This is a genomic window from Paenibacillus sp. Negev47, assembly GCF_058313655.1.
This window is the reverse complement of the sequence record NZ_CM177754.1, coordinates 1,989,018-2,011,968: the sequence shown is the minus strand read 5'-3', so window position 1 is coordinate 2,011,968 and position 22,951 is coordinate 1,989,018. Positions and strand designations below refer to the sequence as shown.

The window sequence follows — 22,951 nt, the reverse complement described above, 5'->3', positions numbered from 1 at the left end:
GTGGCACAGTTACGCAACGAGAAAACACCCCAATCTGCTGAGGTGTTCATCGTATTTTCATAAATACGGCCTTGTCTTGATCAGCCTTCCAGCATTAACAAATGTCCAGACAGCTGTTTTAAGACTTCACGACAAGCATTTGCTTTTTGGATATTATCCATCTGCATGGCCGTGTACAGGCGCTCCAGCTCATCGTCCACTTCCATGCGCAACAACATCAGTCGCTCCTCGCCTTCGCGGGAGAGGAACATTTCTTCCATCTCTTCCGCCGTTGGCGCAGGTTCCTTTTGAAAAATGACACGCTGTTTGAACCCGGACACTTCAACGAGACGAATGACTTCACCGAACAAAATGTTCTCCACAGTCATCTGCTGATCCTTGAACCTCTTCACAACCGCATGCCCACGTGTATCTCCAATCAGCTTCTCCAACCACTCTGCCAGCTTGGCGTCCTTGATAATATAATCGCCTGTCATCTTATAGTTCCCACTGCGTGTCTGTTGAAAACGGAGCTTTACCAGCTTGCGGCCGGTACGGACAGACAGGATAAAAAAGGATTCGTCCTCGCTCCAATATAGTGAATACCCCTCACGAATAAGGTCTTTGATCAAATTTTGGATATGCCGACGGTTGAACCGCAGCTCCAGATTGCAATATTCAACTTCATAACTCTTATTCACGGCACTCCCTCCATCTGTACCGGATTTGCTCCGGCCCTCGTCTTCAATCGCTTCTACTCAATCGGCTTACCCTATTTTATACTTCATTTTATGTAAGGGTACTTGGTTATTTGACTATTTTTCACCGAAAGGACCTCTGGATTGCAGCTTTCCGCAGGCGCACAGGGGCAAGCCCCCGATTTTCATGATATAATGGACGCGAAATGGAGGTATGCAGATGACTTTCTCGGATTGGCACACTGCAAAAGGACATGCAGGATGAGGATTATGAAACAATCATGACCAAGCTGAAGACAGTGAAAAAAGCCGAGGTGATGTGCGGACTGCGTATTGATCGGGATGATCCGCTTGCCGCGGATGGGGACAAGTTCCTGGAAACGGCCCGTTCAACGTTCCAAACCTTGCTGCCGCTTTATAGAATGTCTTTGTCTTAAGCCAAGCAGCTATATATGTGCAAAGGATATTTGCACTGAATGACGTGGCGGGAACAACAACCGCCACGTCAAAAGGGAGTTCCAGTAACCACGACGGTTGACGGAACTCCCTTTTCTTTTTCTTATTTGGCTGGAGCGGTACGAAACGGATTTCGGGATAATACAAAGTGCACTACGGCAAGTCCTGCCATGACAATGGCACTCCCGATGAATGGAGCCGGATGGCTAACATGGTCCCACAGCAGCCCGGATACGATGGGGCCTACAACCATGCCTGATCCCTGCAATGTAAGGAAGAATCCCCAGATCGCTCCCCGCTCCCCTTTGGGAATCAGCGTAGCTACAAAAGCATTCCAGGCTGGCAAAATCATGGCATAACTGATCCCCACCAGCATGACAACGCCAAACACCACCGGAATAGACGTTATGGAGGAAAACGCGAACAGACTCGCGGCCGCCATCAAAAAACCAACGTTCAGGAACGGTTTCGTGCCGAACCTGTCTACCATTTTACCTACAGGCAGCAAGGCAATAACCGTTATTCCACCACCCGCAATCAGCAACAAACTGTATAGGTTCGGTGAAATCTGCAGGTCTGTGCGTGTATATAGCGTAATTACAGGACTGAGCAGCCCGATGACAAATGACTGCATAAACAAGGCAGGATACACCAGCGGATTGACATTAAGCGTGCTCCGCACTCTTTGCAATGTGCCCTTCACACTCTTTTGCAGCCGGATGAACGGCGTGAGCAGATTCGGTTTGGCTGGATATTTCACATCTCCATTCTTCGCCGCTTGCTCGGCATGCCCTCCTTCGACAATGACACGTCCGGGCAGAATCATCGCTACCAGGATAACCAGTATGGCACACCCCATCAGCACGAGGAATATGGTTCGATAATCATGATGTGTACGCTCCAGCAACCAGTTCATGCCTACTGGTCCAAGCCCGGTTCCGCCCAGAGCAGCCATCTCCAGTGCACCCATCGCTGTACCATTCTTGTTCTGCGGGCCTGACATCGCAGTCACCCCTGTCATGGCGCAAGGCCAAAGCGGTGACGTACCAATGCCAAGGATCAGACAGGCCATGGCCAGTCCAAAGGCACTTTTAAGAAAAAGGATCATAATTACAGCGATTAAGGTACAGATTAGTGCTGTGACCATCGTTGCACGGAATCCGATCCGTTCTGCTGCCCAGCCGGAAGGTGCCCGGAACAGATTATCTCCCAGATATTGAAGAGCAAACGCCACACCGATGACACCAGCAGATAGTCCCAGAATATTGTCCATATACACGGGCAGAACAGCAACCAACAGGGCCCCTTTGATAATTTCAACTAGAAAAAGTGTAAGCCACATCGCGATAAAAAATGGTGATCGCAAAATTTTGGCTGGTTTCGTATCGGTTTGCATTCTTTTTCCCCTTTCGGCGTTCATTTGCCTATCCCCTATCCATAGTGTAACCCTGGGGAATGTGACCAAATCTCGGCAATTTAAAAAATTGTCGATTATACTGCTTGCATTCGGTTCTTAATTTGCTATACTCATCTTTGTTTACCAATTTTATTAGGAAGGGTTGTGACAGCACTGATGAATCACCACCGTACGCCGCTGTTTACCGCTTTAAAAAATCATGCGGCACTCAATCCGGTACAGTTTCATATTCCGGGCCATAAAAAAGGATTGGGAGCGGATACTGAATTCCGTGAATTTATTGGCGATAATGCCTTCTCCATAGATTTGATTAACATCGCACCGCTGGATGACTTGCATCAGCCAACCGGTGTCATTCAGGAAGCACAGATCCTGGCAGCAGATGCCTTCGGAGCCGATTATACCTATTTTAGTGTACAAGGCACAAGCAGTGCCATCATGACCATGATTCTGTCTGTATGCTCACCGGGTGACAAAATTATTGTGCCCCGCAATGTGCATAAATCGGTTCTGTCCGCCATTATTTTCTCAGGCGCGAAGCCCGTATTTGTCTCTCCTTCCCAAGATGCCAATCTGGGCATTGACCATGGAGTGACCACACAGTCTATCCGCCGCGCACTTGAACGTCATCCGGATGCGAAGGCATTGCTGGTGATTAACCCGACCTATTACGGTGTGGTTACCGATCTGAAAGAGATTGTTGAGCTGGCACATAGCTATCAAGTCCCTGTGCTTGTGGATGAAGCACATGGCGTACTCATTCATTTCCATGAGGATCTGCCGTTGTCAGCGATGGCAGCAGGTGCCGATATGGCTGCAACCAGTGTTCACAAGCTCGGTGGCTCCATGACGCAGAGCTCTGTACTCAACCTGAACACGAAGAACGGGTTCGTGAATCCACAGCGTGTACAGACGATCCTGAGCCTTCTCACTTCAACATCAACTTCATATATTTTGCTCGCTTCACTCGACACATCCAGACGTAATCTGGCCCTCAACGGTCGTGAAATTGCTCAGAAGGCGATTGAATTGGCTGATTTCGCCAGACGTTCGATTAACGATATGGACGGACTATATTGCTTCGGCAAAGAGCTACTGGGTACAGAAGCTACCTTCAATTATGATCCCACCAAAGTAACGATCCATGTCCGCCATCTGGGCATCACAGGATATGAGACAGAGAACTGGCTGCGCGAACATTACAACATCGAGGTCGAACTTAGTGATATGTACAATATTCTGTGTCTCATCACCCCAGGAGATACGGATGACAGCGTGGATATCTTGCTGAACGCTTTGCAGGATCTCTCCCGTACCTATTATCAAGTAAACCCGGCGCATGAACTGGTGGTTAAAGTTCCGGATATTCCACAGTTGATGCTTACTCCACGGGATGCATTCTATGGTGATACCGAAGTGATTCCATTCAAGGAATCCGCAGGACGTATTATTTCGGAATTCATCTATGTCTATCCGCCAGGAATTCCAATCCTGTTACCGGGTGAGGTTATTACCCAAGAGAACATCGATTATATCATCGACCATGTCGAAGTTGGATTACCTGTCAAAGGGCCCGAAGATCGCAGCGTAACCAACGTTAAAGTGATCGTGGAAGCCGATGCCATTTTCTAAAGCAACTCCATTACCCTGTGAATGGAATGAACTTGAAGGACCAAGCCTTAAGCTTGGTCCTTTTTTATTTTATAAGAAAAGCAAGTTTGCATTTTTCCGTCTATTTTTCTGACCATACGGGCTTGATAATGCTCGAATACCTCTTGAAAACAAACAAAAGGCCCCTTGAAATCAAGGAGCCTTCATGCTATGTTCCAAAAGATTGACTATTCTTGTGATGCAACGAGTTCGTTGTAAGCCGCTTCAACGCGGTTCCACTCTTCTTCGTCTTCAATATTGTAGAGCACCATTTCCTCGTCTTCTTCTTCCATACGCAGGATGATGCCGTCAGCTTCAGGATTGTTACGTTCCAGCAGGAGCGCATAAACATGCTTCTCCACGTCAAACGTCTCCACCAAAACCATTTCCACGTCCTGGCCGTTCTCGTCTGTTAATGTGAGAAGGACTTCTTCATGCTCGTGGTCGTGGTCGTGGTCTTGCCCGCATCCGCAGCCATCGCCGTGTTCATGTGTGTGATCGCTCATTGAAATACCTCGCTTTTTAAATAGAAATTGTGTAACCTTGCATATCGTAACATGTTCATTGAGCCAGGTCAATTTAAAAGGGCAGCGTTACTTTCGCTTCAATCGTTCAGCGCTGTAATGATTTTCTCCGCTACCAGGACGTAGTTACTGTTTGCATTTTCTTTAATATGAAAACCGACTTGGTACTTGCCAGCACGACTGAAATCATACGTAAAATCATATGTGCGGAACCAGAAATTATCCTTCTGCGTTGTAAGCTCCTGTGACTGGATATCCTTCACCTGACCGCTTGGATTGGTGATGGTTACTTTCACGGCAGCTACATCTGCTGTTAAACTGTCCACTTGTGAAAATACATTGAATTTCAGTTTACCCACGTTAACGTTACCAAATACAGTGTCTCCCTTGAAGAGAAAAATATGTACATTCGGTTTAATCACCGTTACTCTCTTGTTACTGCTATCCCATTTGACGACGCCTCCGGCTTCCCTTACAGGTACATAGGTCGTTCCATCAATGAGGTAACCTCCGTCAGCTGCTTCCTTGCCGTTAATGAGAACTCGAATCTTCTCGTTCACCGAATCCGCAAACAATAAAGACCCGCCGAGCAAGGAGAATACCGTGACACACAGCAATATTCGTTTCCATTTCATCCCGTCAATATTCCCTCCCCTGCTGCTAGCTGTTGTACATTTATACTGCAGATTCATCCACAAAGTTGCGCTGTTTTTCATCATTTTTCATTTTTTATCCAACATTTTTTCCACCCATTGGAATACGCAAAAAGAGGCAATCCTCATTAAAGGATGCCCCTATCCTATTATTGTTATATATACGGGATTACATGAAGAGTTACGAAGAAGTATGGCGGGTCAGTATACAGGGAACACCTTTACCTACAGCCCCTTCAATTCTCATCCGTGCAGCGTACTCCATTCCTCGTGTACATGGTGTTTTACATCTCTCGCATACATCCGAAGTGACCAACTTCATGGACACACGAATTTTGTCACTCTTCAGCGCGGGAGCTTTCTTTCCTTTTGCCTTTGCCATCCCGGATTCCCCATTTCCCCAAGTGCTTACTGATGTAATGCATCATATGGGGATTCGCCCGGTTGTGTGTCTATTTAGAAAACGTATTTAAATAATAAGAATATGACCAGAAGGATGCCTGCGAGAATGAGCCAATTACTAATTTCATACCAGATGCTCTTCCCTCCGGACAGGTATTTCTGTTCATTTTCCTGATGACGCTGACGGTGGGTATCAGTCTCAGAGCCATGGGGTGGTTTGCTAAAATCCATCATAAGTACATTCCCCTTTCAGCAGCTTTGTTTAATCCTTATACCATTATAACCCATATTAGAGGGAGAATTTGATTCTTCTGCATAAAACACCAAAAAACCTCCGATTTCTCGGAGGTTTCTAATCAACTATACATAGTATCAATGATTACGCCAGTTCCACGTTAACATTCACGTTCCCTTTGATTCCTTTGGAATATGGGCAGTAGTCATGGGCAAGTTTCACAAACTTCTGTGCTGTCTCCTCATCCAGACCGAGAATTTTAACTTCCAAATCTACTTGAAGCTTCACGCCATTATCCTCAGAGTCCGTCACCAACATTACGGTTGCAGCTACGGTACTTCTTTCAATTTCAACTTTGTGTTTCTTCAATTGGAACTCCAGCGCGGAGTTAAAACAAGCACTATATCCTGCTGCAAACAGCTGCTCCGGATTCGTAGCCGTCGTTACCTTGCCTCCAAGTTCAGGGGGGGCAGCGACATCCAACATAAACACGTTATCTGGGGATTGTACGATTCCTTGACGTCCGCCTGTATTAATTACTGTAGTTTCATATAATGTTTTCATGTGAAAGACTCCTCTTCGAATTTAATTTTATTGGTTAAACATGATTTCTTGTTTTTTGTTTTGCTAACAATTTGATTGTACACAATTTAATCGTGTTTGTAAATGATTATTTGAAACAAAAAAAGAAGCCGCTTACATAGCGACTTCTAAATATACTTTTTATCGTTAGGACAGATCATACATGTTTATACTCACGAACAGCTTTTATCGCTTTATTCTCTTCGTCATTCCAATCGTAAATCTCTCAAATCCGAGTTTTTCGTAGTAGGTTGCCAAACCTTCGGTGCACATCAATTGTGGAATCACCTTATTTTTCTCACAATGTTCAATGATTCGTGTTAACAACTCCTTACCGATTCCTCGGGATTGGTAGTCAGGCAGAATACCTACTCCACATATGATGCCTGTGATGACCCCATCGGATATTACGCGCCCCATACCGACCAAGCGCTGTTGGTCATACGCATATAATGCATACCAGCTCTGTCTGCACATACGCTCCAACTCATCAAGGGTTAAGTTTAGCGAGTTCCATCCCAAAGCTTCATATAAAGTTAGTAACTGCTCCACATTTTCAAGTGATTCTGCTGAATAATGGATCGTGTTCATCGTCAAATACCTCCCCAACCTGTCTAACCAATCAGTTACTCCAGATATCGACCTTCACCTGTGCACATTTGAAATACTTCGCCTCTGCCGGGCTTGTTGTCAATTTTAACAGACATTGCAGGTTTCCATGTTGGAACAGTCCACCGCTGAGATCAGCAGCAACACCGCCGTATTGGTCATCTGCACCAAGCCATACAGACGGTCTCTCGAACCCAGCTGAGAACTGTAATCCGGTACAGAGCAGCACAGTGAGATTTTTACGGTTCTGTGCCTCATCTCCTGCTATGCCATGTGTGGTGAAGAACACCATGTTTTGCTTGAAATCGGTGTACGTTCCGTCTGCTTTATAGGCTCGAACCATACCATACTTCTGATTGACGTTCTGAAAAAAGGTGATTCCTGCTTTGCTATCCTTTGATTTAATGCCGACCTGAACCGAGATACCAATATTCCCGTTCAATTGTAGCGCTTCCAATGTGAACGCAATAGCGGTTACTTTCGAGCTATCAATCAGATGCTTCATTTTCAACTCTGCGGATGCTCCTGCCGTTGCCGCTGTTGTGACTGTAATGGTTCCTCTATCAGGCAAAGGCTCAAACGTTGGTGTACCCACCACCTCAAGCCAGTCCGGTAACGTTCCGTGAAGAAAATCGGCCACAAGCTGTTTGTGGACCTTTCCGAAGGGTACGATCTGACCCGCTGCATCACGTATAACCATCTCTACACCCCCACCGAATAGGCTACACCGATATTATGATCGGTATTGTAATACACGTACACTACACCGTCCATAACAGACACCATCATGGATTGCATGTTCGTCGTTTCCCAGGTCAATGCCGGAAAATGTATATCTGAAGGTTTATCCAGCAGCTGTCGAAAGTCTGCGCTGATCCTGGCGATCGCAGGCCGGGCTACGGTCGCAGCCCCACCTGAAGCATAAGCTGACAACATGCCTAGCCACCACATGCTTCCTTTATACATAAATACACCAGCATTGGATCTCGAAATGTTCTCTGCCGCAGTTAAAGTGGCATCATTACCGCCCAATAATGGTCTGGGATCAGCTAACCAGCAGCGCCCGTCATGAGAGTGCCAGATACATTTACGGCCAAAGTCACCCCCGCCCATCACCGAGAAACCGATCCATTTGCCGCCATTTCTGAAGCATGAGAAGTATCCCGTATGCCCATCACCCGGAAAACCGGGAGGTTTATCCAAAATCAAACCCACTCTTGTCCAATTGATCATGTCCACAGATGTCGCAAGTGCGGTTGATTGATTAATCCCCAGCCCGTTTTGTTGATAATACATGAAGAATAATTGTTCAACATCGTTCCAGATTACAAATGGAGTTTCCGTCGAATTCCCAACCACAGTATCCAGATATACCTGTCCGTGTTTCGTCCATGGTCCTGTCGGGCTGTTCGAGTAGGCTAGTCCAATTCCTCCGATGTGATTATGATTGGTAGAATACGTGGCATAATAATCAGCCATGGCATCGGGGATAAGCCCCTTTACCTTGATCGCCCGAAACCAATAGATCGATTGAAGACCCGCCATTACAGCGGTATACATAGGATTGTCCATTTTTTTATCAAATTGAGGCGTGTACATCCGTTTGGTTTCTGCATCGCAATAATCGTAAGGCGAAGTGACACTGTTGGCTGTGACATTAGCAGTCTGTTCTGCCTGGATATTTTTTTCAACCATTGACATGTTACACAACCTCCTTAACGTGCAGGGTGACAATGTCCAATGGAGAGAAGAATACTAATTCCGATGTGACTTTTAGTAGATTTGAGAGATCAACAACATTACCCATATTCGCAGCCGGCCCCTGAATAACACGAATGATAGAGCGAATGCCTGTATTGTATGAATACGCTTTCATTTTGTTAATTCCTTTGCTTTCCTTACCGTTGTGATCAGTGACTGTCTCTTTCCATGGCATGCCCGGATAATGTTGATCCTTCATATTAATCCCTCCTATTGTTTTCTCACGATAAGTATATTCATGAAGTTACCTTTCTGTTAAAGCATCATACCCATTTTATGGCCCTAATATTCCAAGACTGGTTTGCAAAACAACATAAAATTTTATCCCCTTTTAGACTTTTTGAAGGTTATATCTTTCCTTTGAAGGGGAGTGAGTTATGCAACCATCGGTTTGCTTTTGTTAAAATGACTAAACAGGCTAACCAATAACAATTGGCTAACCTGATTAGAGGAAGAAACTGCAATATAGATGTTCTCTTAAACAAGTCTTTTCGTCGTGTCACAAGGGATGCTTTCTTCACGTTTCTAAAGCCAATGACTTATTGCTCCGCAAACAATGAAGATATGGGATTCGCTATTTTTTTATTGGATTTCTCCTTGCCTTGGTTGTCCAATAGATAGTATTGGTAAAAATCGTTAGTGAATCCGATAGACTCCTGTATTTTCAGCTTAAAAGGTTCATATGCTGCATCACTCAGATGATCCTCATTCCAGAAATAGTGAAGCATCAATCGATTCTGGTTATAGGGATGTTTGATCACATATGCACCAGCAGTGAGAGGTTCATTCATAGTATTCTTCCAAGGAAAACCTGTCTGTTTCGCTCGGTCGATCATGCTGGATTTTAAAGCCTGCACCAGACCGTTTGACTTTGCATTGCCAATTACAATAAGGTTGCTGGTGCCGATCTCCTTTTTCATCTTTTGCTTCAATTCCTTGCGATCCCGTATAACGTCGTATCTCACACCGCTCATATCAAGGAATCCAGTCAACTGATGAACCATATTTTCCTGCTGTTTAGCTGCAAGCTTACTCACCTGATCGCTGAGCACAATGGTTAACTCCTCGCCCTGAAGGATTTTGTCCATCAAACGATTCATCACTTCATAAGGCAGATCAGGGATCATCCCCATAACAGTCTGATACTGTAGTTGTAAGATGTCATGCACATAGGCCGCGGTCTCTTCTTGTGATAATTGGTATTCCTGCTTTAAGACAAAATTAGGCTGATATAGGGCCATCTGCATTTCTGTACGTACTTCTTTACCGAGCACATCTTCAATGGTATGAAGCAGCCCCTCTACCGTTGCATTTTGGTACACATAGCGTTTGAGATATGTCTTCATCAACTCATCAAATTTCTCTTCACCGACGGAACGGTAAAGCTGATAGATCGCTTGTCTTCCCTTTTGATAATACACCAGACCGGCCAAATCCCCTGCTTCATCGTTTGTTGACGCAATGGTCATATCTACGGGCGTACTATCAAACTGAATGGATCTGAAACCATTTAGCTTGTCTCCCTGTTTCTCTGCAAAATACACCATGGAGAAATCAGCAAATCCTTCATCCAGGAAGGATTCTGTCTCCGAATTATTACCGATCAATGCATGGAACCACTGATGTGCTATTTCATGAACAAATGTTGTATCTTTTTCTGGAACAACACCGCTTTGAATCTGTCCCATCTGAATTAGCCTTGCATACTCCACAGCGACGCCTTGTACATGCGTCTCGACGATTCGGAACTCGGGATAGGGATATTTCCCATATTTCTCACTATAAAAATCAATAACCTTGAATGCCTGATTAATGTATCGGTCAACCAGCTCTTTCTTGGAAGGATCATCGTTGGAATAATAATATTCCACCGTCAGACCTTTACGAGTAACGCTCTCCACTTGAAGGTTTGGACTGGCAAAGAAAACAAACTCCCTTGTATTCTTGGCTACAGCAGAAACAACTTTACGCCCCTGTTCTGTACTGTCTCGAGTGGTAATCATACCCGGCATGGCTACCTGATACTTATCAGGAACATTTAATCGAACATCGAAGTCTGATGAGGTGTAATAATCGCTCTCAAAGGTTCGACTATACGGTGCCTTGTTCCACTGATGCTTAACTTCGTCGTAGACAGACATCACCGGAAACCAGTGTGCACCATTAATCATATCCTTGTAGTAGGAAATTCGCTGCGATCCATATGGAATGTTCAGCTGGAATTCCAGCTGGAATACTACAGATTCGCCTGGTTGAACGGGCTCTTTCAACTGTACGCTCAACACTTGGTTTTCCTTGTGGAAATCCAGCGATTGGCCATTTGTTGTTATTCCCTGAATATCCATCCCTCCAAGGAAATCTTCGGGTTTCTTATCTGGATTATTTGTGCTGATCATTTCATTGTCTTGTTGAAACATGGTCGCCTGTGTAGACTTCGTCAGGTTCGCATCAGCATAAGTATGGAGGACCAACTGCTGAAGTGTATCTTTGCTTGTGTTACGATAAGTTATCCTTTCGCTACCCTGCAGGGTCATGTCCTTCTCATTGAGCCGAGCCTGGATCTCGTATTGAATCGGGGTCTGCTCTAGGGTATCTTTCTGTGTGTTATGTAGAGCAGATTCTACAGTTGCAGATGTGGGCGCTGCCTGAGCCGCAGTATAATTCATGTTCCCAAGTGGACTTGTTGCCAGCAATAAGGCCAGTGTACTTGCGATCCCTACTCTGGCTATCTTTGATGTAAAGGGACTTGAATAATTCATAAATTCTCTCCTCTTCGTATTCTAGGTTGATCTCAGAACCAAGTATAGAAGACGAACCTTACGTTGAATTTATGTTCTATTTAAATTTTGTTTAAAAAAGAGGAGAAGCCTTACATCGTAAGGCTTCTCCTCTTTGATCTGTAGTGGGCTCGAACCACTGACCTTATTCTCTCAGAAAGTGAGTTCTTCGTTTCCATACTCTCTCTGAATAGATGACCGGAGTAGTTCTTTTAATCTACCCTTGATTTCAACCAATATTTTATCTTTACTAATATAGACCACTTCTAGCAATATACTTAACATCATTTTCTTCTTTTCTGTAGAAGCTGTTTTAAATACATCCTGCCAAACGTATTGCACAGGGGTCATCCTTTTTAGGTTCCACTGTTATCTGCAATGGTGTAGTAGTTTATATAGGCTTTCACCTCTCGTTTAACCTCTTCTAGGGTAGTGCAGTTTTTCGGAGAAATTCACCCCCTTAAAATGGCCAAAGAACGACTCCTGCATGAGATAAAAGGTTACGATTAATTACATAACTATTAAAATGAGCTCCGTAAATATGCAAATTTTTATATTCACTTTGTTAAGATCATGGTGAAATATAACAGTAGTAGAGACAAGGTTATAAACAAGGTTTAAGTGCAAGTTCGTCTTAGGCCAAGAGCAACGGGGGGTTTAGGGTTGGATGTCTTAATCGACTCCTTAGTTCGTTTGCCAGTTAGACTAGTTTGATAATGGATAAATATGTAATAATTTTATATATAATTTTTTTGTGTTTTAAATTCCATAACATGAAATAAATTATATTTATTGTTGATGAATACTATTTTTTTAGTATATATTTACAATATATGAGGAAAAGGAGGTTAGCTTAGTTTTTAGTTTTTTCAAAACACACTATAAAAAAGGGAGATATCCAATACAATGTTACTTAAAAGAAATTTTGTAAAATTCTTGGCAACATTCCTTGTATTTGTTCTTGTTAGTGTAGGTGTGATTACTCCATCTAATGTTAAAGCTCAGAATAACAACATCACAACGGAGTTAGATGGTGTTGAGGTTGTGGTTAATAATGAGCAAGAGATTAGATTGAAAACTGAGATTGATGGTGTTGTTGGTATATTAGTTCAAGATAAGGAGACATTGGAGACTACTCTTACTACATATGAAGAATCAAAACTTACGCCTGTTTCCTTAATGTCTGTTGAATCTATTGATAATAATCTTGTAGAACAATATTCTTTAACAATCGATGATTATTCAACAGGGTTTGGCGCAACTATAACATATGAGGATGAGGAAACAGGACAGAAGTCAACTATCAGTAATAATGATTCAGTTATTCAACCAATGATGGTAATTTTAGCTCCTCTTGTGCAAATAGTGGGCGCTAAGCTAATAGAAGCACTTCTTCTTATTGCTGCTGTCATTATTATCAATCATATCGAATTTGCAAGAACAGATGAAATTGCAATGAACTTGAGAAATAAAAGAGAGTACGACCATTACTACGCTAAAATAGTGCAAGGTGATGTATGGATTGGACCTTCTATCTCCTTAATTAATGCAGCTGCGAGATTAAAATCATTTAATGGAGATTCTACAATTACCGGTAATGATGTATGGTCAACAACTTTATCGGGAGCAGCTAAGGTTGCTGAGCGAGCTGGTGGAGGTAAAGAAGCAGTTGGCCCTGAAATTCATGGTGCAGGTCTTGGGTTTGGTTACTATTACCATTTCCATACATGGAACAGAGTTGGTGGTCACTCGTTCTTCTAATATTATAGAAATAAGTAGAAGCAGTGTTCAAACACTGCTTCTATGGTTTTTTCTGATTAATTTTATTCTAGAGGTGGTAACGCGAATGAAAGACTTTAAACAGCTAAACTCTAAATTAACAAAGTATTTAGATGAATTCACTTTATCTTGTAGTGACGATATTCTAGTCGATTTAAAGTCTGATCTCATTAATTTTAGAGATAACAAGGATCAAGCGACAAAAAGTAAAATTCAAAGTAAGATGGATTTAATAGGTAAACCGTACTCAAAACTGGCTACTCTTTTTACCACTTCGAGTAATCAATACGTGCATAACTTAATGCCGGAGCTATCATCAATAGGTGACATTAGGCACTGTTTAATAATAGATGATAAATATTCAAATATTCTCAACAAGCTATGTCAAACTGTGGTTAGCTCCTTATCCAAAAATTTCAAGTCAAAAATTTTGATCGATGAAAAGTTATCATTAGTCGTTTTTATTGAGATTTTAAATTCAATCCTAATTGTAATAGACAATATAGTGAGAAATGTTGAATCTATTCCTACAACTTATGAAATCGAGAATTATATAACAAATCTAGTACAAGAGGAAAGAAAGCATTTAATATACAACGTGAAGGATTCCGAAAAATTATTTGATAAATACTTGAAGTTATTGGATGAGTTAGACACTCATACACTTTGAATTTAATACTTTGATGATAAGAGAACGCATTCGATATATAATAGCAATGATTATAAACTAAGCCGTTCATGTATTTGAAATAAGGCCATGATTGCTTGTATAAATTTCTCCCAATTTTGTTGTCTAGTAGCTCTATAATTGACATTTTATTGAGGAGGACAAACTTATTAAGCTAGAATAAATAAAGAATTTTTTATGATTAACACAGAATTAGTCATTAAACTAAACGGGAAACGTTAGTTCAATAAAAAAACTCACCAGGATAAAAATAAAAAGATCGGTAAAAAGGCATCTACACTGCTTCTAGAAGATGATCTCTGTATTGCAGGAGGCCACTGAAAAAGTCCAACATCTATAAACAGATATCCCTCCTCATTTTTTTGAGGAGGGATATCTGTTCTCCTGTATAATTAAATGATTAATTTCAGGTGGTGTCTCGGATGATTTCAAACCAACAATCTCTTAACCTTAGTCCATTTATGGCCATATACGATATCGTCGTACCTAAAGATAATATGCTTCGTCAAATAAATGATCTCGTAGATTTTTCATTTGTTCATGTAGAATTACAGCATAAATACTGCCTCGACAATGGTCGCAATGCAGTGCCTCCCATTCGAATGTTCAAATACCTATTGTTGAAATCCATTTTCGATGTATCCGATGTGGATGTTGTGGAACGTTCTAAATATGACATGTCCTTTAAGTACTTTTTAGATATGGCACCTGAAGACGAAGTCATTAATCCTAGTTCACTAACAAAGTTTCGCAGGCTTCGCTTGAAAGATGTGAACCTGCTCGACATACTTATTCAAAAGACCGTGGAGATCGCGTTGGAAAAAGAAATTATCAAAAGCAGCGCAATTATTGTGGATGCCACCCATACGAAAGCACGATTTAATCAGCTATCACCCAAAGAAATATTAATGCAAAAGTCTAAGTTGTTGAGAAAATCCGTTTACAAGATCGATGAAAAAATGAAGGATAAATTCCCACCGAAAACAACGACGAACGAATTGTCTGATGAACTGGACTATTGCCAAAAAGTTATAGATGCAGTAGAAAAAGAAGAATCCCTACGTGAATACCCAAAGGTGAAAGAAAAGCTGAACTACTTAAAAGAAATCGTAGCTGATCACCATGAGCACTTTCAACTCAGCAATGATCCAGATGCACGCATAGGTCACAAAACGGCAGACTCCTCGTTCTTCGGCTACAAAACACATCTTGCTATGAATGAAGAACGAATTATTACAGCTGCGGTGGTTACGACTGGTGAGAAAAGTGATGGAAAACAACTTCAAACTCTCATTGAAAAAAGTCGTGACACAGGTATGAAGATCGATACCGTCATTGGAGATACTGCCTATTCTGAAAAAGATAATATTCAATATGCCAATCACAACGAATTACAATTAATATCAAAATTAAACCCTAATATCACACAAGGAACTCGTAAAAAAGAAGATGAATTTGAGTTTAATAAAGATGCAGGTATGTACGTTTGTAAAGCTAGACATTTGGCGATTCAAAGAGCGCGTACAGGTAAGAAAGGTATGAATAATAACCAAAAGAATACCTACATGTTTGACATTGAAAAATGCAAAGTATGCCCAATGAAAGACGGGTGCTATAAAGAAGGTGCGAAAAGTAAAACCTATTCTGTAACCATCAAATCGACCGAACATAAGGAACATGAGGCATTTCAAAATAGCGATGGTTTCAAAGAAAAATCGAAGAACGTTATAAAATTGAAGCAAAAAATAGTGAACTCAAGCATAGACACGGGTATGATGTTGCATCGTCCTCGGGTCTTGTTGGCATGCAAATGCAAGGTGCCATGGCCATATTTACTGTTAATCTCAAGCGAATCATTACACTCATAAAAGCCTCAAAGTAAAAGGATAAAGAGAAAGGCTATATTCCGTTCCAATATGAACGAAATATAGCCTTTTTGATTTAAAATAAATCTTAACAAATTAAAAACGCAAGTTTTTCAGTGGCCTCCCAAACTGGGAGGTAATCTTTTAGAGTCTCCATCTCTGATAACTCCACTTTTTTTAAAGATAATAGTTTCTCTATTCACTTGATATCTTCAGAAGTTTCCTGAATTTCGTTATCTTTTTTCTTAATAAGATTATTAAGCATTTCTGGATTGAAAGCGCTCTTACCCATGATAGCTTTTGGAACTTCAGCGTTTAATGCCGCCGCAAGCTCATCATAGTGCCCTTCCAGTATACTTTGCAGTTTTTTAATTTTCTCCTCTTCTTCATTAGAAACATTCTGTTTTATTGATTCAATTTGTGATTGAAAATCTATGGTGCTGAGTTGACTTAAGTATATATCCACTCTCTCCAAGACTTGCCTCTCTACTTTCTTTGAAGAAAAGGTTGCCTGTCCGTCACAATCAGTTTTCCCTTGCAATTTCCCACTACAACGATAACTTTTATTCTGATTGTATTTAATAATTTCTCCACTAGCTGCTTTGTATTTATTTACAAATGTAGTCGATGTCAATCTAGAGTTACAACAACCACATCTGGCTATCCCAGTTAAAAGCAAACTCCCTTTAGTACTCATCGGAATGGATGCTTCGTTTGTTTTGTAATTCTTAGGATTCTTTTTCTCTATTATTTCCTGTACAGTCTTCCATTCCTCTTCTGAAACTATTATTAATTCAGGGATCTGTTTTGAGAATATTTCGTCTCCCTTTTCTGTTCTGTATCTCATCACTCCTTTGTAAATTGGATTCTTAAGTATGACATTTACAGTTGGAGCCCCCCATTGCTTTGCTTTTCTTGTCGGGACATTTTCTTCATTTAGAAGTTTAGCTATTCTTAATTGTCCATATCCTTCTTCGAGAACTAATCGGAATATTTTATGTACGATCTTTGACTCTTCTTCGTGCTTGTCTAGTTTATGCAGTGCTTTCCCTTTTTTATTTAGATTACCTGAATCAACACTTTTATAACCGTAGGGGATACCCCCTCCCCTGAAAACACCATCTTCGACCATCTGCATATGTTTTTCGTTGACGCGGTCAGAGGTCTTTCTACTTTCATCGCTTGACTGCCAAAACCTTAAATAATTGACCATCCGATCTGTGTGTGCTTCAATTTTTTGCTGACCTTCTATTACTGACCACATTTCAACCCCTTTGTTTATAAACCATTCAAGCACAAAGGGAGTTTCATCCTCTTTTCTCCCAAGCCTATCAAACATAAAGACTAACAATACATCAAACAAGCTATTTTCTGCGTCCTCTTTAGCCTGTTGGATCACGTCACGATTAGAAGCGGATACTTTGAAGCCGGATACACCTTTTTCAGTATATTCTTTTACCAGTTTCCAACCATCCTTCTTTTCAATCATTCCTCTACATGATCGTTGTTGCATTGGTATATCATTTCCATCTAGCTGCCCTTTTGTAGATACACGATACAGAGTTGCTACCCGTTTAATTTGCACCATTTTTCCACCACCATATCTTTTTTTCTGTGCTATGTTTTTCAGTATCCATTACTACTTTCACCATATAAACAACATCCAAATTGTACCATTAACCCTATTTTTCAGCAACAAAACTACCTACACATAGTCATGCAGGTAGCCATAAAATTTATTATTATTTTTGAAATGAAAGAAACCGAGAGCAACTCTCTTGAGATATCTCAAAAGGAATTGCTTTCGGTTTTTCGAATAGGACGAGTGGGGATCGAACCCACGACCCTTACCCTGTCAAGATAATGCTCTCCCGCTGAGCTATCGCCCTGTAATAATTAAAATGTATCAATCACGATCATACTACTATATTCAGCTGAGCTAACAGATCATGAGATATAATTGTTTCCCAATCAAGTAACAGTATCATATCAAGTAACCGTGTTCATTGTCAATAATTTATTTGGTTATAAATCACCTGAAATGGAGCACAATAAAGGAAAGATTACCATTTCTGCAACGAGGTGAATTCCCCATGAGAAACAAAACAAAACGCCGGGACCACGATAAATATATATTTACAAAATGCTTCCTCCCCTTTGTTGGGCTTATCGTTCTGATTACAACCGTTACCGGTTGCAGCTTGGAGAGAGATGAACATACGGTACAATTCCAACAATTACAACAGCCCAATGAAAATGGCGAATCTCTGCCTGTCTGGCTGGACGTATACTCCAAATCTGTGATTCAGGATGTATATTCTCCGGGAGGAAGCAGCGAAGTCTTGCCATGAAGAGTAAACAGAGGAATTACTCATCTTCATCCCACTTGCGTGAGTATGCTTTCTTGGTCACATAATACAACAGAGTAATCATTCCCGCCGACATTAGCAATGTAATTACCATGATGCCTGCCATGCCCATCACTAGCCCCTCCTCTGCCAATATGTCCCAGACTTAACTATACAGGAAAAGCATTTTTTTGTATAATTCAGTCTGATATGTCGCGCAAGAGCAGAAAGAAGGAATGGAATTGGCAGCTGAGATTAGTTATGTAACGACGAAAGAACAACTGGAGCAAGCCTTGGGGATTCGCCATCACGTTTTTGTGATTGAGCAACAGGTGCCTGCCGAGATTGAGATTGATCAATACGATGTCATCAGTCCGGATGTGCATCATGTATTATTAAGTACAGATGGACAGGCTGTGGCCACGGGACGTCTGATCTATTACAGTAAGGATACTGCCAAAATGCAGCGGATCGCGGTGCTTGAGTCTCATCGTTCATTCGGTTATGGACGTGTGCTTCTGTTGGCGATGGAGGAACGGGCACGTGAACTCGGCTTATCCTATTCCGTACTCGATGCTCAATGTCAGGCACAGAAATTCTATGAGAAACTAGGTTATGAAGTGATTTCGGAAGAACCATTTTATGATGCAGATATATTGCATGTTCGTATGAGAAAGAGTCTGTAAAACCTCTGCCTAGGCAGGTCTTATCACCACATGGTGCATACTTCCGAGGAATTCGGATAGGCTAATCAGGTAAACAGATTCCTATCTCGTCATATAAGGAGAGTGTGACATCATGGATCAAACGACACGCGAGAGTTTCACAGCAGTACAGAAAAACGGCGATGGTGACCTGACAGCTTTTCAGACTTCAGCAGGACGCGTGCTGGATTATCAACAGGCACTTGCAGAAGTACAAGCTGGGGCTATTGCCGGCGTGAATGTATTTAAAGGCAAGGATGGAGAAATGTACATTCGCGGCGATGCCGACGGCGACCCAACCAACAACCTGGACCAACTCCCCCATTTCTAAAATAGATACACACGTCGTACGTGTGACACAGTAAGCGCCGATCCGGTTATCCGGGTTGGCGTTTCTTATTTATACTAATAGTCCGTAAAATATTTTACGGAGTCCCCGGAAGGCTGGCTTTTGCGAATCGGCTGTTGTGCCTGTTCCCAAGCCTGCAAAATCTGTATCCCTTCGAGAGTGGAATGGTTATTCCAAGCGATATGTCCCGTACGTTCAAGCTCCAGCAATGACTCATGAATGAATGCTTTGCTTCGTCCGGTCTTGTTCTCCAGTTCATCCATACGTGGTAGTCGGCGCCGTTGTCCTGCATAGTTCACCATAATTCGCAAAATTTTGCGTTCAAAGTCGTTCAGCATACTTTACCTCCCCATTCATATCCTTAACAGGACGCCATGCCAGAATACCTTGTTCCAAGAATGTTCGGGGTGAGCCTTCTTTTCCTGCTGAGGCCCTAATCATCCCGCCACGTACACTATTTATGCGAATCTGTCGCTGCGTAATCTGTCCAGCACGATCCATGTAGACAAGCTCCACCATCTGGCCAATATATTTTCCTAGCATAATCATCCCTCCGATAAGAACATTTGTTTGTATTTATCATTATATGCGAACATAAGTTCTTTATTCAATAGTAAAAAAAGGATTTTATAATAAATAAAAGACCAGACTGTCACCTTAGAGATTAAGGCAGTCTGGTCCTACTAATGGTATAGCTAATGTAAAAACATGACTTATTGTCACCAAGTCCTGTGCCGAATCAATGTCGATCCGATTCCGAAAATTGTACTTTTTTCAATTGCTGCGTGGACGGATTAAAGTCAACATTGACATAGACTGCGAATTGCTTACCATCCTTAGCACGAACCCACAACTTAAACTGTTCTCGTGATTCATCTGCTGTGAGAGATGTCCGACCGATATGCTTGTAGTCCAATATATCCACATTGTACTTGGTTTGTGTTTCTTTGACCGCAATAATTCCCCATTTCGCATAATCCGGGATGGCGGCACCTGTTCCTGACGTGATTCCGGCTAAACTCAGGACTATCGCCATGACGGTAACGATGAGCATTCTCATTTCACTCACTCCTTGGGACAATATGTTTCTGTTATATTGCCCGTATGAGTTTTATTTTACACGAATAAACGAAAGATCCAGGCCAGTGGCCTTAAGGAGAAGGGAGCTACATGGACAAGTCGGTCAAACGAATCAGGAGGCCCAGTCTGGAAGCTATTACCCCAGTCACCTGAAAATAAATGTTGTTGTGTTTGTATCTCCTCAGGACGTTCCAAACCGTATTTTTCTCAAGTAACTTCCTCGTTTGTTCGTCCACCTGAGCCTCGTTCGTAGCGACATATGCCGTGATAGTCCCGCTGCTTATGTACATCAGAATCATTAGAAACATCAAAATCCGGGCTATTTTTATGTACCTTTTGTTCATCTTTCTCTCCTTCACCGATATAGGGTATCTATTGTACATGGAAGACTCATTTGAAAATTAGATTATACATAACATTCAACATATTGGTAATAGAAAATGGAAAACGAGATGAGGCATGTGATATGCAATACTTAAGTCCCATTTGGTTGATTTTATGTTTAAAAACGGAAATATTCGTGTAATGAGCCATGACAGAATGACTTCACGATCTGAATCCCCACAAGATCTGTAACACCACATTCGAGGAGGTTATCCCTATATGTTCAAACGCTTGGATGAAATCCTGATTGAGATTCCTAATGTCGAAAAGCCAGATCCGAATGCAGCAGCAGCCATACAAGAATTGCTCGGCGGCAAATTCGGAGAAATGTCAACGTTGAACAACTACCTCTATCAATCTTTTAATTTTCGATCCAAAGAAAAGTTGAAGCCTTTCTATGACCTCGTCATGAGTATTACCGCCGAAGAATTGGGGCATGTTGAGCTAGTGTCTCATGGTATTAACAAATGCCTTAGAGGATCAACCGAATACAAAGAACCCGATGATACACCCCTTGGTTCCGTGAAGGATGCTCGTCTGTCCTATCACTTCCTGGCAGGAGCACAAGGAGCAATGCCTTTCGACTCCATGGGTAATCCGTGGACCAGTGCCAATGTCTTCAATAGCGGTAATCTGGTCGAGGATCTGCTGCATAACTTCTTCCTCGAATGTGGTGCGCGTACGCATAAAATGAAAGTATATGAAATGACAGATCACCCAGCAGCCCGCGAAGTCGTCGGTTTTCTGCTTGTACGTGGCGGCGTACACGTGGTTGCCTATGCGAAAGCAATCGAAATTGCAACCGGCGTAAATGTGACCAAACTGATTCCGATTCCTTCACTGGATAATAAGGCTTTCAATGAAACTCGTAAATATGAGGAAAAAGGGGTACACACCAAGCTGTATACCTATAGTGATAAAGACTTTAATGCCATCGATCAGATCTGGAAAGGAACGCACCCCGAAGATGGACAACCTTTGGAGGTTATCCAAGGCATACCTCAGGGATTCCCGATTCCGGAAGCTCCGGCAGTGGAGGAAGAATTCGCACCAGGCATCTCTCAGGAAGACTTCAAGGAAATTGCTCGCCGTCTGAAGATGGCGGGGAATATTGCGGATTAAGGAACAATTTGTTTAACAGGTTCTTTCCCTATATATAGATTTTTTAACTCTATGTTTAAGTAAAGCCCTCCAACCCTGCTGCTGAATGCAGAGAGGGTTGGAGGGCTTTGTTCTACTAAATTTATGATACAATTTTATGGTGCAAAATGAGTATGTTGTATGCACGTCATTTCCTGAGAATTTAGCTGTAAAAGTAAACCGGATCTCTGTTCACATCGTTAAACTTAGTTAAACTCCAACACCGATTCCTCCCGCTGACTCATGACTTCAATTAGCATGTTGGCACCCAGACGAAAACCTTGTGCAAACGCAGCTTCCGTATGCATGCCCTCACATCTGCCACACAAGTCAAATAACTGTTCAAGCTCAAGAAATTCATTCTCGCTCAAACGATTCTTCCATTGCTCTGTCAGAGCTGCAATCTGCCGCCCTAACGCTTGGTATTCAGGATGTGTCGGCATCATCATCTCATCCGGTCGAAGTCGTCCATTATATAATGCTTCTAATATCGAATTCATGTGCATCCTCCTGAACGTTCTACACATGGTAGGATATTTATGCAGTCGCTCATTCAAGTGATTGCGGTATAGGAAGCAGCGTGTTCTTCGTGGGACTAGCGCTGCTTCCTTTTTATTTTTGGAGCTCGTCGTAAATCTTCTCAATCCCTTTGCGAACGATGTCTGATCGATTCGTATTCAGCTTCTCAGCCGAAATATCGAGCTTGTTCATAATTTCCTCATCAACACGTATTTCAATCGTTCTGCTTTTGGGTTTGTCAGATTTAGGCCGCCCCATCTTTTTGGCGGACATTGCTTCACCTCTTTTTTTGTCCTGACAATAATATATTATTGCCAGGACAAAAAGTCAATTTATTTGTAAAACATACGTT

The 22,951-nt window shown here is 42.0% G+C and carries 27 protein-coding genes, 1 tRNA gene and 1 pseudogene; 9 read left to right on the top strand and 20 right to left on the bottom strand.

Annotation, left to right across the window (positions count from 1 at the left end; genetic code table 11):
• Window positions 1-80 precede the first annotated feature (80 nt).
• Window positions 81-680 (bottom strand): YkzI domain-containing protein, encoded by a 600-nt coding sequence (locus tag AC4G47_RS09365; protein WP_491105819.1) that lies wholly within the window; start codon window positions 678-680, stop codon window positions 81-83.
• Window positions 681-931: 251 nt separating this feature from the next.
• On the opposite strand from AC4G47_RS09365, the gene AC4G47_RS09360 reads away from it, so the two are divergent.
• Window positions 932-1,114 carry a DUF1054 family protein gene (locus AC4G47_RS09360; protein ID WP_491105818.1) on the top strand — a complete coding sequence of 61 codons (183 nt, stop codon included), beginning with the start codon at window positions 932-934 and terminating at the stop codon, window positions 1,112-1,114.
• 122 nt (window positions 1,115-1,236) lie between these two features.
• Here the strand turns inward: AC4G47_RS09360 and AC4G47_RS09355 are convergent, their stop codons facing one another.
• Window positions 1,237-2,529 carry an MFS transporter gene (locus AC4G47_RS09355; protein WP_491105817.1) on the bottom strand — a complete coding sequence of 431 codons (1,293 nt, stop codon included), beginning with the start codon at window positions 2,527-2,529 and terminating at the stop codon, window positions 1,237-1,239.
• Window positions 2,530-2,706: 177 nt separating this feature from the next.
• Here AC4G47_RS09355 and AC4G47_RS09350 point away from each other — a divergent pair, with 177 nt between their 5' ends.
• Window positions 2,707-4,182 (top strand): aminotransferase class I/II-fold pyridoxal phosphate-dependent enzyme, encoded by a 1,476-nt coding sequence (locus AC4G47_RS09350; RefSeq protein WP_458127300.1) that lies wholly within the window; start codon window positions 2,707-2,709, stop codon window positions 4,180-4,182.
• A gap of 206 nt (window positions 4,183-4,388) precedes the next feature.
• Here the strand turns inward: AC4G47_RS09350 and AC4G47_RS09345 are convergent, their stop codons facing one another.
• From AC4G47_RS09345 to AC4G47_RS09300, 10 genes are all read right to left on the bottom strand, one after another.
• Window positions 4,389-4,706 (bottom strand): DUF1292 domain-containing protein, encoded by a 318-nt coding sequence (locus tag AC4G47_RS09345; RefSeq protein ID WP_036614722.1) that lies wholly within the window; start codon window positions 4,704-4,706, stop codon window positions 4,389-4,391.
• 98 nt (window positions 4,707-4,804) lie between these two features.
• Complete coding sequence (locus AC4G47_RS09340; protein WP_278298976.1) at window positions 4,805-5,359, bottom strand: stalk domain-containing protein; 555 nt, start codon at window positions 5,357-5,359, stop codon at window positions 4,805-4,807.
• A 199-nt stretch (window positions 5,360-5,558) separates the two neighbouring features.
• On the bottom strand, window positions 5,559-5,759 hold the full coding sequence (locus AC4G47_RS09335; RefSeq protein WP_458123295.1) for a hypothetical protein: 201 nt from the start codon (window positions 5,757-5,759) through the stop codon (window positions 5,559-5,561).
• A 74-nt stretch (window positions 5,760-5,833) separates the two neighbouring features.
• Complete coding sequence (locus AC4G47_RS09330) at window positions 5,834-6,013, bottom strand: hypothetical protein (protein ID WP_491105816.1); 180 nt, start codon at window positions 6,011-6,013, stop codon at window positions 5,834-5,836.
• 145 nt (window positions 6,014-6,158) lie between these two features.
• Window positions 6,159-6,578 (bottom strand): organic hydroperoxide resistance protein, encoded by a 420-nt coding sequence (locus AC4G47_RS09325; protein WP_215079538.1) that lies wholly within the window; start codon window positions 6,576-6,578, stop codon window positions 6,159-6,161.
• 204 nt (window positions 6,579-6,782) lie between these two features.
• Entirely contained in the window at window positions 6,783-7,187 is a 405-nt protein-coding gene (locus AC4G47_RS09320; RefSeq protein ID WP_491105815.1) for a GNAT family N-acetyltransferase, read from the bottom strand.
• Window positions 7,188-7,218: 31 nt separating this feature from the next.
• Complete coding sequence (locus AC4G47_RS09315) at window positions 7,219-7,905, bottom strand: hypothetical protein (protein ID WP_491105814.1); 687 nt, start codon at window positions 7,903-7,905, stop codon at window positions 7,219-7,221.
• 2 nt (window positions 7,906-7,907) lie between these two features.
• Window positions 7,908-8,906 carry a hypothetical protein gene (locus tag AC4G47_RS09310; RefSeq protein WP_491105813.1) on the bottom strand — a complete coding sequence of 333 codons (999 nt, stop codon included), beginning with the start codon at window positions 8,904-8,906 and terminating at the stop codon, window positions 7,908-7,910.
• Between the two features lies 1 nt (window position 8,907).
• Window positions 8,908-9,165, bottom strand: coding sequence for a hypothetical protein (locus AC4G47_RS09305; protein WP_145322923.1), 258 nt, complete (start codon window positions 9,163-9,165; stop codon window positions 8,908-8,910).
• 340 nt (window positions 9,166-9,505) lie between these two features.
• Complete coding sequence (locus tag AC4G47_RS09300; protein WP_491105811.1) at window positions 9,506-11,725, bottom strand: M1 family metallopeptidase; 2,220 nt, start codon at window positions 11,723-11,725, stop codon at window positions 9,506-9,508.
• Between the two features lie 924 nt (window positions 11,726-12,649).
• On the opposite strand from AC4G47_RS09300, the gene AC4G47_RS09295 reads away from it, so the two are divergent.
• The 3 genes and pseudogenes from AC4G47_RS09295 (at window position 12,650) to AC4G47_RS09285 (ending at window position 16,092) form a co-directional block, all read left to right on the top strand.
• Window positions 12,650-13,504, top strand: a complete 855-nt coding sequence (locus tag AC4G47_RS09295) for a hypothetical protein (RefSeq protein ID WP_491105810.1) — start codon at window positions 12,650-12,652, stop codon at window positions 13,502-13,504.
• An 85-nt stretch (window positions 13,505-13,589) separates the two neighbouring features.
• Entirely contained in the window at window positions 13,590-14,192 is a 603-nt protein-coding gene (locus tag AC4G47_RS09290; protein ID WP_491105809.1) for a hypothetical protein, read from the top strand.
• A gap of 440 nt (window positions 14,193-14,632) precedes the next feature.
• Window positions 14,633-16,092, top strand: a pseudogene (locus AC4G47_RS09285) (IS1182 family transposase).
• 182 nt (window positions 16,093-16,274) lie between these two features.
• Here AC4G47_RS09285 and AC4G47_RS09280 read toward each other — a convergent pair.
• Window positions 16,275-17,663, bottom strand: coding sequence for a recombinase family protein (locus tag AC4G47_RS09280; RefSeq protein WP_491105808.1), 1,389 nt, complete (start codon window positions 17,661-17,663; stop codon window positions 16,275-16,277).
• A gap of 229 nt (window positions 17,664-17,892) precedes the next feature.
• Window positions 17,893-17,964 (bottom strand) — tRNA-Val (locus AC4G47_RS09275).
• A gap of 204 nt (window positions 17,965-18,168) precedes the next feature.
• On the opposite strand from AC4G47_RS09275, the gene AC4G47_RS09270 reads away from it, so the two are divergent.
• The 3 genes from AC4G47_RS09270 (at window position 18,169) to AC4G47_RS09260 (ending at window position 19,458) form a co-directional block, all read left to right on the top strand.
• Window positions 18,169-18,426, top strand: coding sequence for a hypothetical protein (locus AC4G47_RS09270; RefSeq protein WP_491105807.1), 258 nt, complete (start codon window positions 18,169-18,171; stop codon window positions 18,424-18,426).
• A gap of 239 nt (window positions 18,427-18,665) precedes the next feature.
• On the top strand, window positions 18,666-19,109 hold the full coding sequence (locus tag AC4G47_RS09265) for a GNAT family N-acetyltransferase (protein ID WP_458127301.1): 444 nt from the start codon (window positions 18,666-18,668) through the stop codon (window positions 19,107-19,109).
• A 112-nt stretch (window positions 19,110-19,221) separates the two neighbouring features.
• A complete protein-coding gene (locus AC4G47_RS09260) occupies window positions 19,222-19,458 on the top strand; it encodes a DUF3892 domain-containing protein (protein ID WP_076211448.1) in 237 nt (78 codons plus the stop codon).
• Window positions 19,459-19,532: 74 nt separating this feature from the next.
• Here the strand turns inward: AC4G47_RS09260 and AC4G47_RS09255 are convergent, their stop codons facing one another.
• From AC4G47_RS09255 to AC4G47_RS09240, 4 genes are all read right to left on the bottom strand, one after another.
• The gene (locus tag AC4G47_RS09255; protein ID WP_458123307.1) at window positions 19,533-19,814 is read right to left on the bottom strand and encodes a hypothetical protein; all 282 of its coding nucleotides are present in this window, start codon (window positions 19,812-19,814) and stop codon (window positions 19,533-19,535) included.
• Complete coding sequence (locus tag AC4G47_RS09250; RefSeq protein WP_491105806.1) at window positions 19,798-20,019, bottom strand: hypothetical protein; 222 nt, start codon at window positions 20,017-20,019, stop codon at window positions 19,798-19,800. The genes AC4G47_RS09255 and AC4G47_RS09250 overlap by 17 nt, the downstream gene beginning before the upstream one ends.
• Window positions 20,020-20,215: 196 nt before the next feature.
• Entirely contained in the window at window positions 20,216-20,536 is a 321-nt protein-coding gene (locus tag AC4G47_RS09245) for a DUF3889 domain-containing protein (RefSeq protein WP_491105805.1), read from the bottom strand.
• 106 nt (window positions 20,537-20,642) lie between these two features.
• Window positions 20,643-20,900: a hypothetical protein gene (locus AC4G47_RS09240; protein ID WP_491105804.1), complete on the bottom strand. Its 258-nt coding sequence runs from the start codon at window positions 20,898-20,900 to the stop codon at window positions 20,643-20,645.
• 259 nt (window positions 20,901-21,159) lie between these two features.
• Here AC4G47_RS09240 and AC4G47_RS09235 point away from each other — a divergent pair, with 259 nt between their 5' ends.
• Entirely contained in the window at window positions 21,160-22,062 is a 903-nt protein-coding gene (locus tag AC4G47_RS09235) for a manganese catalase family protein (protein ID WP_491105803.1), read from the top strand.
• 224 nt (window positions 22,063-22,286) lie between these two features.
• Here the strand turns inward: AC4G47_RS09235 and AC4G47_RS09230 are convergent, their stop codons facing one another.
• Both AC4G47_RS09230 and AC4G47_RS09225 read right to left on the bottom strand, forming a co-directional pair.
• Window positions 22,287-22,580 carry a DUF6809 family protein gene (locus AC4G47_RS09230; protein ID WP_047843715.1) on the bottom strand — a complete coding sequence of 98 codons (294 nt, stop codon included), beginning with the start codon at window positions 22,578-22,580 and terminating at the stop codon, window positions 22,287-22,289.
• A 112-nt stretch (window positions 22,581-22,692) separates the two neighbouring features.
• Entirely contained in the window at window positions 22,693-22,872 is a 180-nt protein-coding gene (locus tag AC4G47_RS09225) for a ribbon-helix-helix domain-containing protein (RefSeq protein WP_017687382.1), read from the bottom strand.
• Window positions 22,873-22,951 lie beyond the last annotated feature (79 nt).

Excerpts from the sequence above, each read along its gene's own strand:
- AC4G47_RS09240 (WP_491105804.1), bottom strand. The coding sequence starts at position 20,900 with ATGAACAAAAGGTACATAAAAATAGCCCGGATTTTGATGTTTCTAATG.
- AC4G47_RS09270 (WP_491105807.1), top strand. The coding sequence starts at position 18,169 with ATGAGAAACAAAACAAAACGCCGGGACCACGATAAATATATATTTACA.
- AC4G47_RS09345 (WP_036614722.1), bottom strand. The coding sequence starts at position 4,706 with ATGAGCGATCACACACATGAACACGGCGATGGCTGCGGATGCGGGCAA.
- AC4G47_RS09255 (WP_458123307.1), bottom strand. The coding sequence starts at position 19,814 with ATGCTGAACGACTTTGAACGCAAAATTTTGCGAATTATGGTGAACTAT.
- AC4G47_RS09300 (WP_491105811.1), bottom strand. The coding sequence starts at position 11,725 with ATGAATTATTCAAGTCCCTTTACATCAAAGATAGCCAGAGTAGGGATC.
- AC4G47_RS09315 (WP_491105814.1), bottom strand. The coding sequence starts at position 7,905 with ATGGTTATACGTGATGCAGCGGGTCAGATCGTACCCTTCGGAAAGGTC.
- AC4G47_RS09250 (WP_491105806.1), bottom strand. The coding sequence starts at position 20,019 with ATGCTAGGAAAATATATTGGCCAGATGGTGGAGCTTGTCTACATGGAT.
- AC4G47_RS09355 (WP_491105817.1), bottom strand. The coding sequence starts at position 2,529 with ATGCAAACCGATACGAAACCAGCCAAAATTTTGCGATCACCATTTTTT.
- AC4G47_RS09320 (WP_491105815.1), bottom strand. The coding sequence starts at position 7,187 with ATGAACACGATCCATTATTCAGCAGAATCACTTGAAAATGTGGAGCAG.
- AC4G47_RS09330 (WP_491105816.1), bottom strand. The coding sequence starts at position 6,013 with ATGATGGATTTTAGCAAACCACCCCATGGCTCTGAGACTGATACCCAC.
- AC4G47_RS09360 (WP_491105818.1), top strand. The coding sequence starts at position 932 with ATGCAGGATGAGGATTATGAAACAATCATGACCAAGCTGAAGACAGTG.
- AC4G47_RS09260 (WP_076211448.1), top strand. The coding sequence starts at position 19,222 with ATGGATCAAACGACACGCGAGAGTTTCACAGCAGTACAGAAAAACGGC.
- AC4G47_RS09230 (WP_047843715.1), bottom strand. The coding sequence starts at position 22,580 with ATGAATTCGATATTAGAAGCATTATATAATGGACGACTTCGACCGGAT.
- AC4G47_RS09235 (WP_491105803.1), top strand. The coding sequence starts at position 21,160 with ATGTTCAAACGCTTGGATGAAATCCTGATTGAGATTCCTAATGTCGAA.
- AC4G47_RS09245 (WP_491105805.1), bottom strand. The coding sequence starts at position 20,536 with ATGAGAATGCTCATCGTTACCGTCATGGCGATAGTCCTGAGTTTAGCC.
- AC4G47_RS09225 (WP_017687382.1), bottom strand. The coding sequence starts at position 22,872 with ATGTCCGCCAAAAAGATGGGGCGGCCTAAATCTGACAAACCCAAAAGC.
- AC4G47_RS09350 (WP_458127300.1), top strand. The coding sequence starts at position 2,707 with ATGAATCACCACCGTACGCCGCTGTTTACCGCTTTAAAAAATCATGCG.
- AC4G47_RS09290 (WP_491105809.1), top strand. The coding sequence starts at position 13,590 with ATGAAAGACTTTAAACAGCTAAACTCTAAATTAACAAAGTATTTAGAT.
- AC4G47_RS09305 (WP_145322923.1), bottom strand. The coding sequence starts at position 9,165 with ATGAAGGATCAACATTATCCGGGCATGCCATGGAAAGAGACAGTCACT.
- AC4G47_RS09310 (WP_491105813.1), bottom strand. The coding sequence starts at position 8,906 with ATGTCAATGGTTGAAAAAAATATCCAGGCAGAACAGACTGCTAATGTC.
- AC4G47_RS09280 (WP_491105808.1), bottom strand. The coding sequence starts at position 17,663 with ATGGTGCAAATTAAACGGGTAGCAACTCTGTATCGTGTATCTACAAAA.
- AC4G47_RS09295 (WP_491105810.1), top strand. The coding sequence starts at position 12,650 with ATGTTACTTAAAAGAAATTTTGTAAAATTCTTGGCAACATTCCTTGTA.
- AC4G47_RS09325 (WP_215079538.1), bottom strand. The coding sequence starts at position 6,578 with ATGAAAACATTATATGAAACTACAGTAATTAATACAGGCGGACGTCAA.
- AC4G47_RS09335 (WP_458123295.1), bottom strand. The coding sequence starts at position 5,759 with ATGGCAAAGGCAAAAGGAAAGAAAGCTCCCGCGCTGAAGAGTGACAAA.
- AC4G47_RS09340 (WP_278298976.1), bottom strand. The coding sequence starts at position 5,359 with ATGAAATGGAAACGAATATTGCTGTGTGTCACGGTATTCTCCTTGCTC.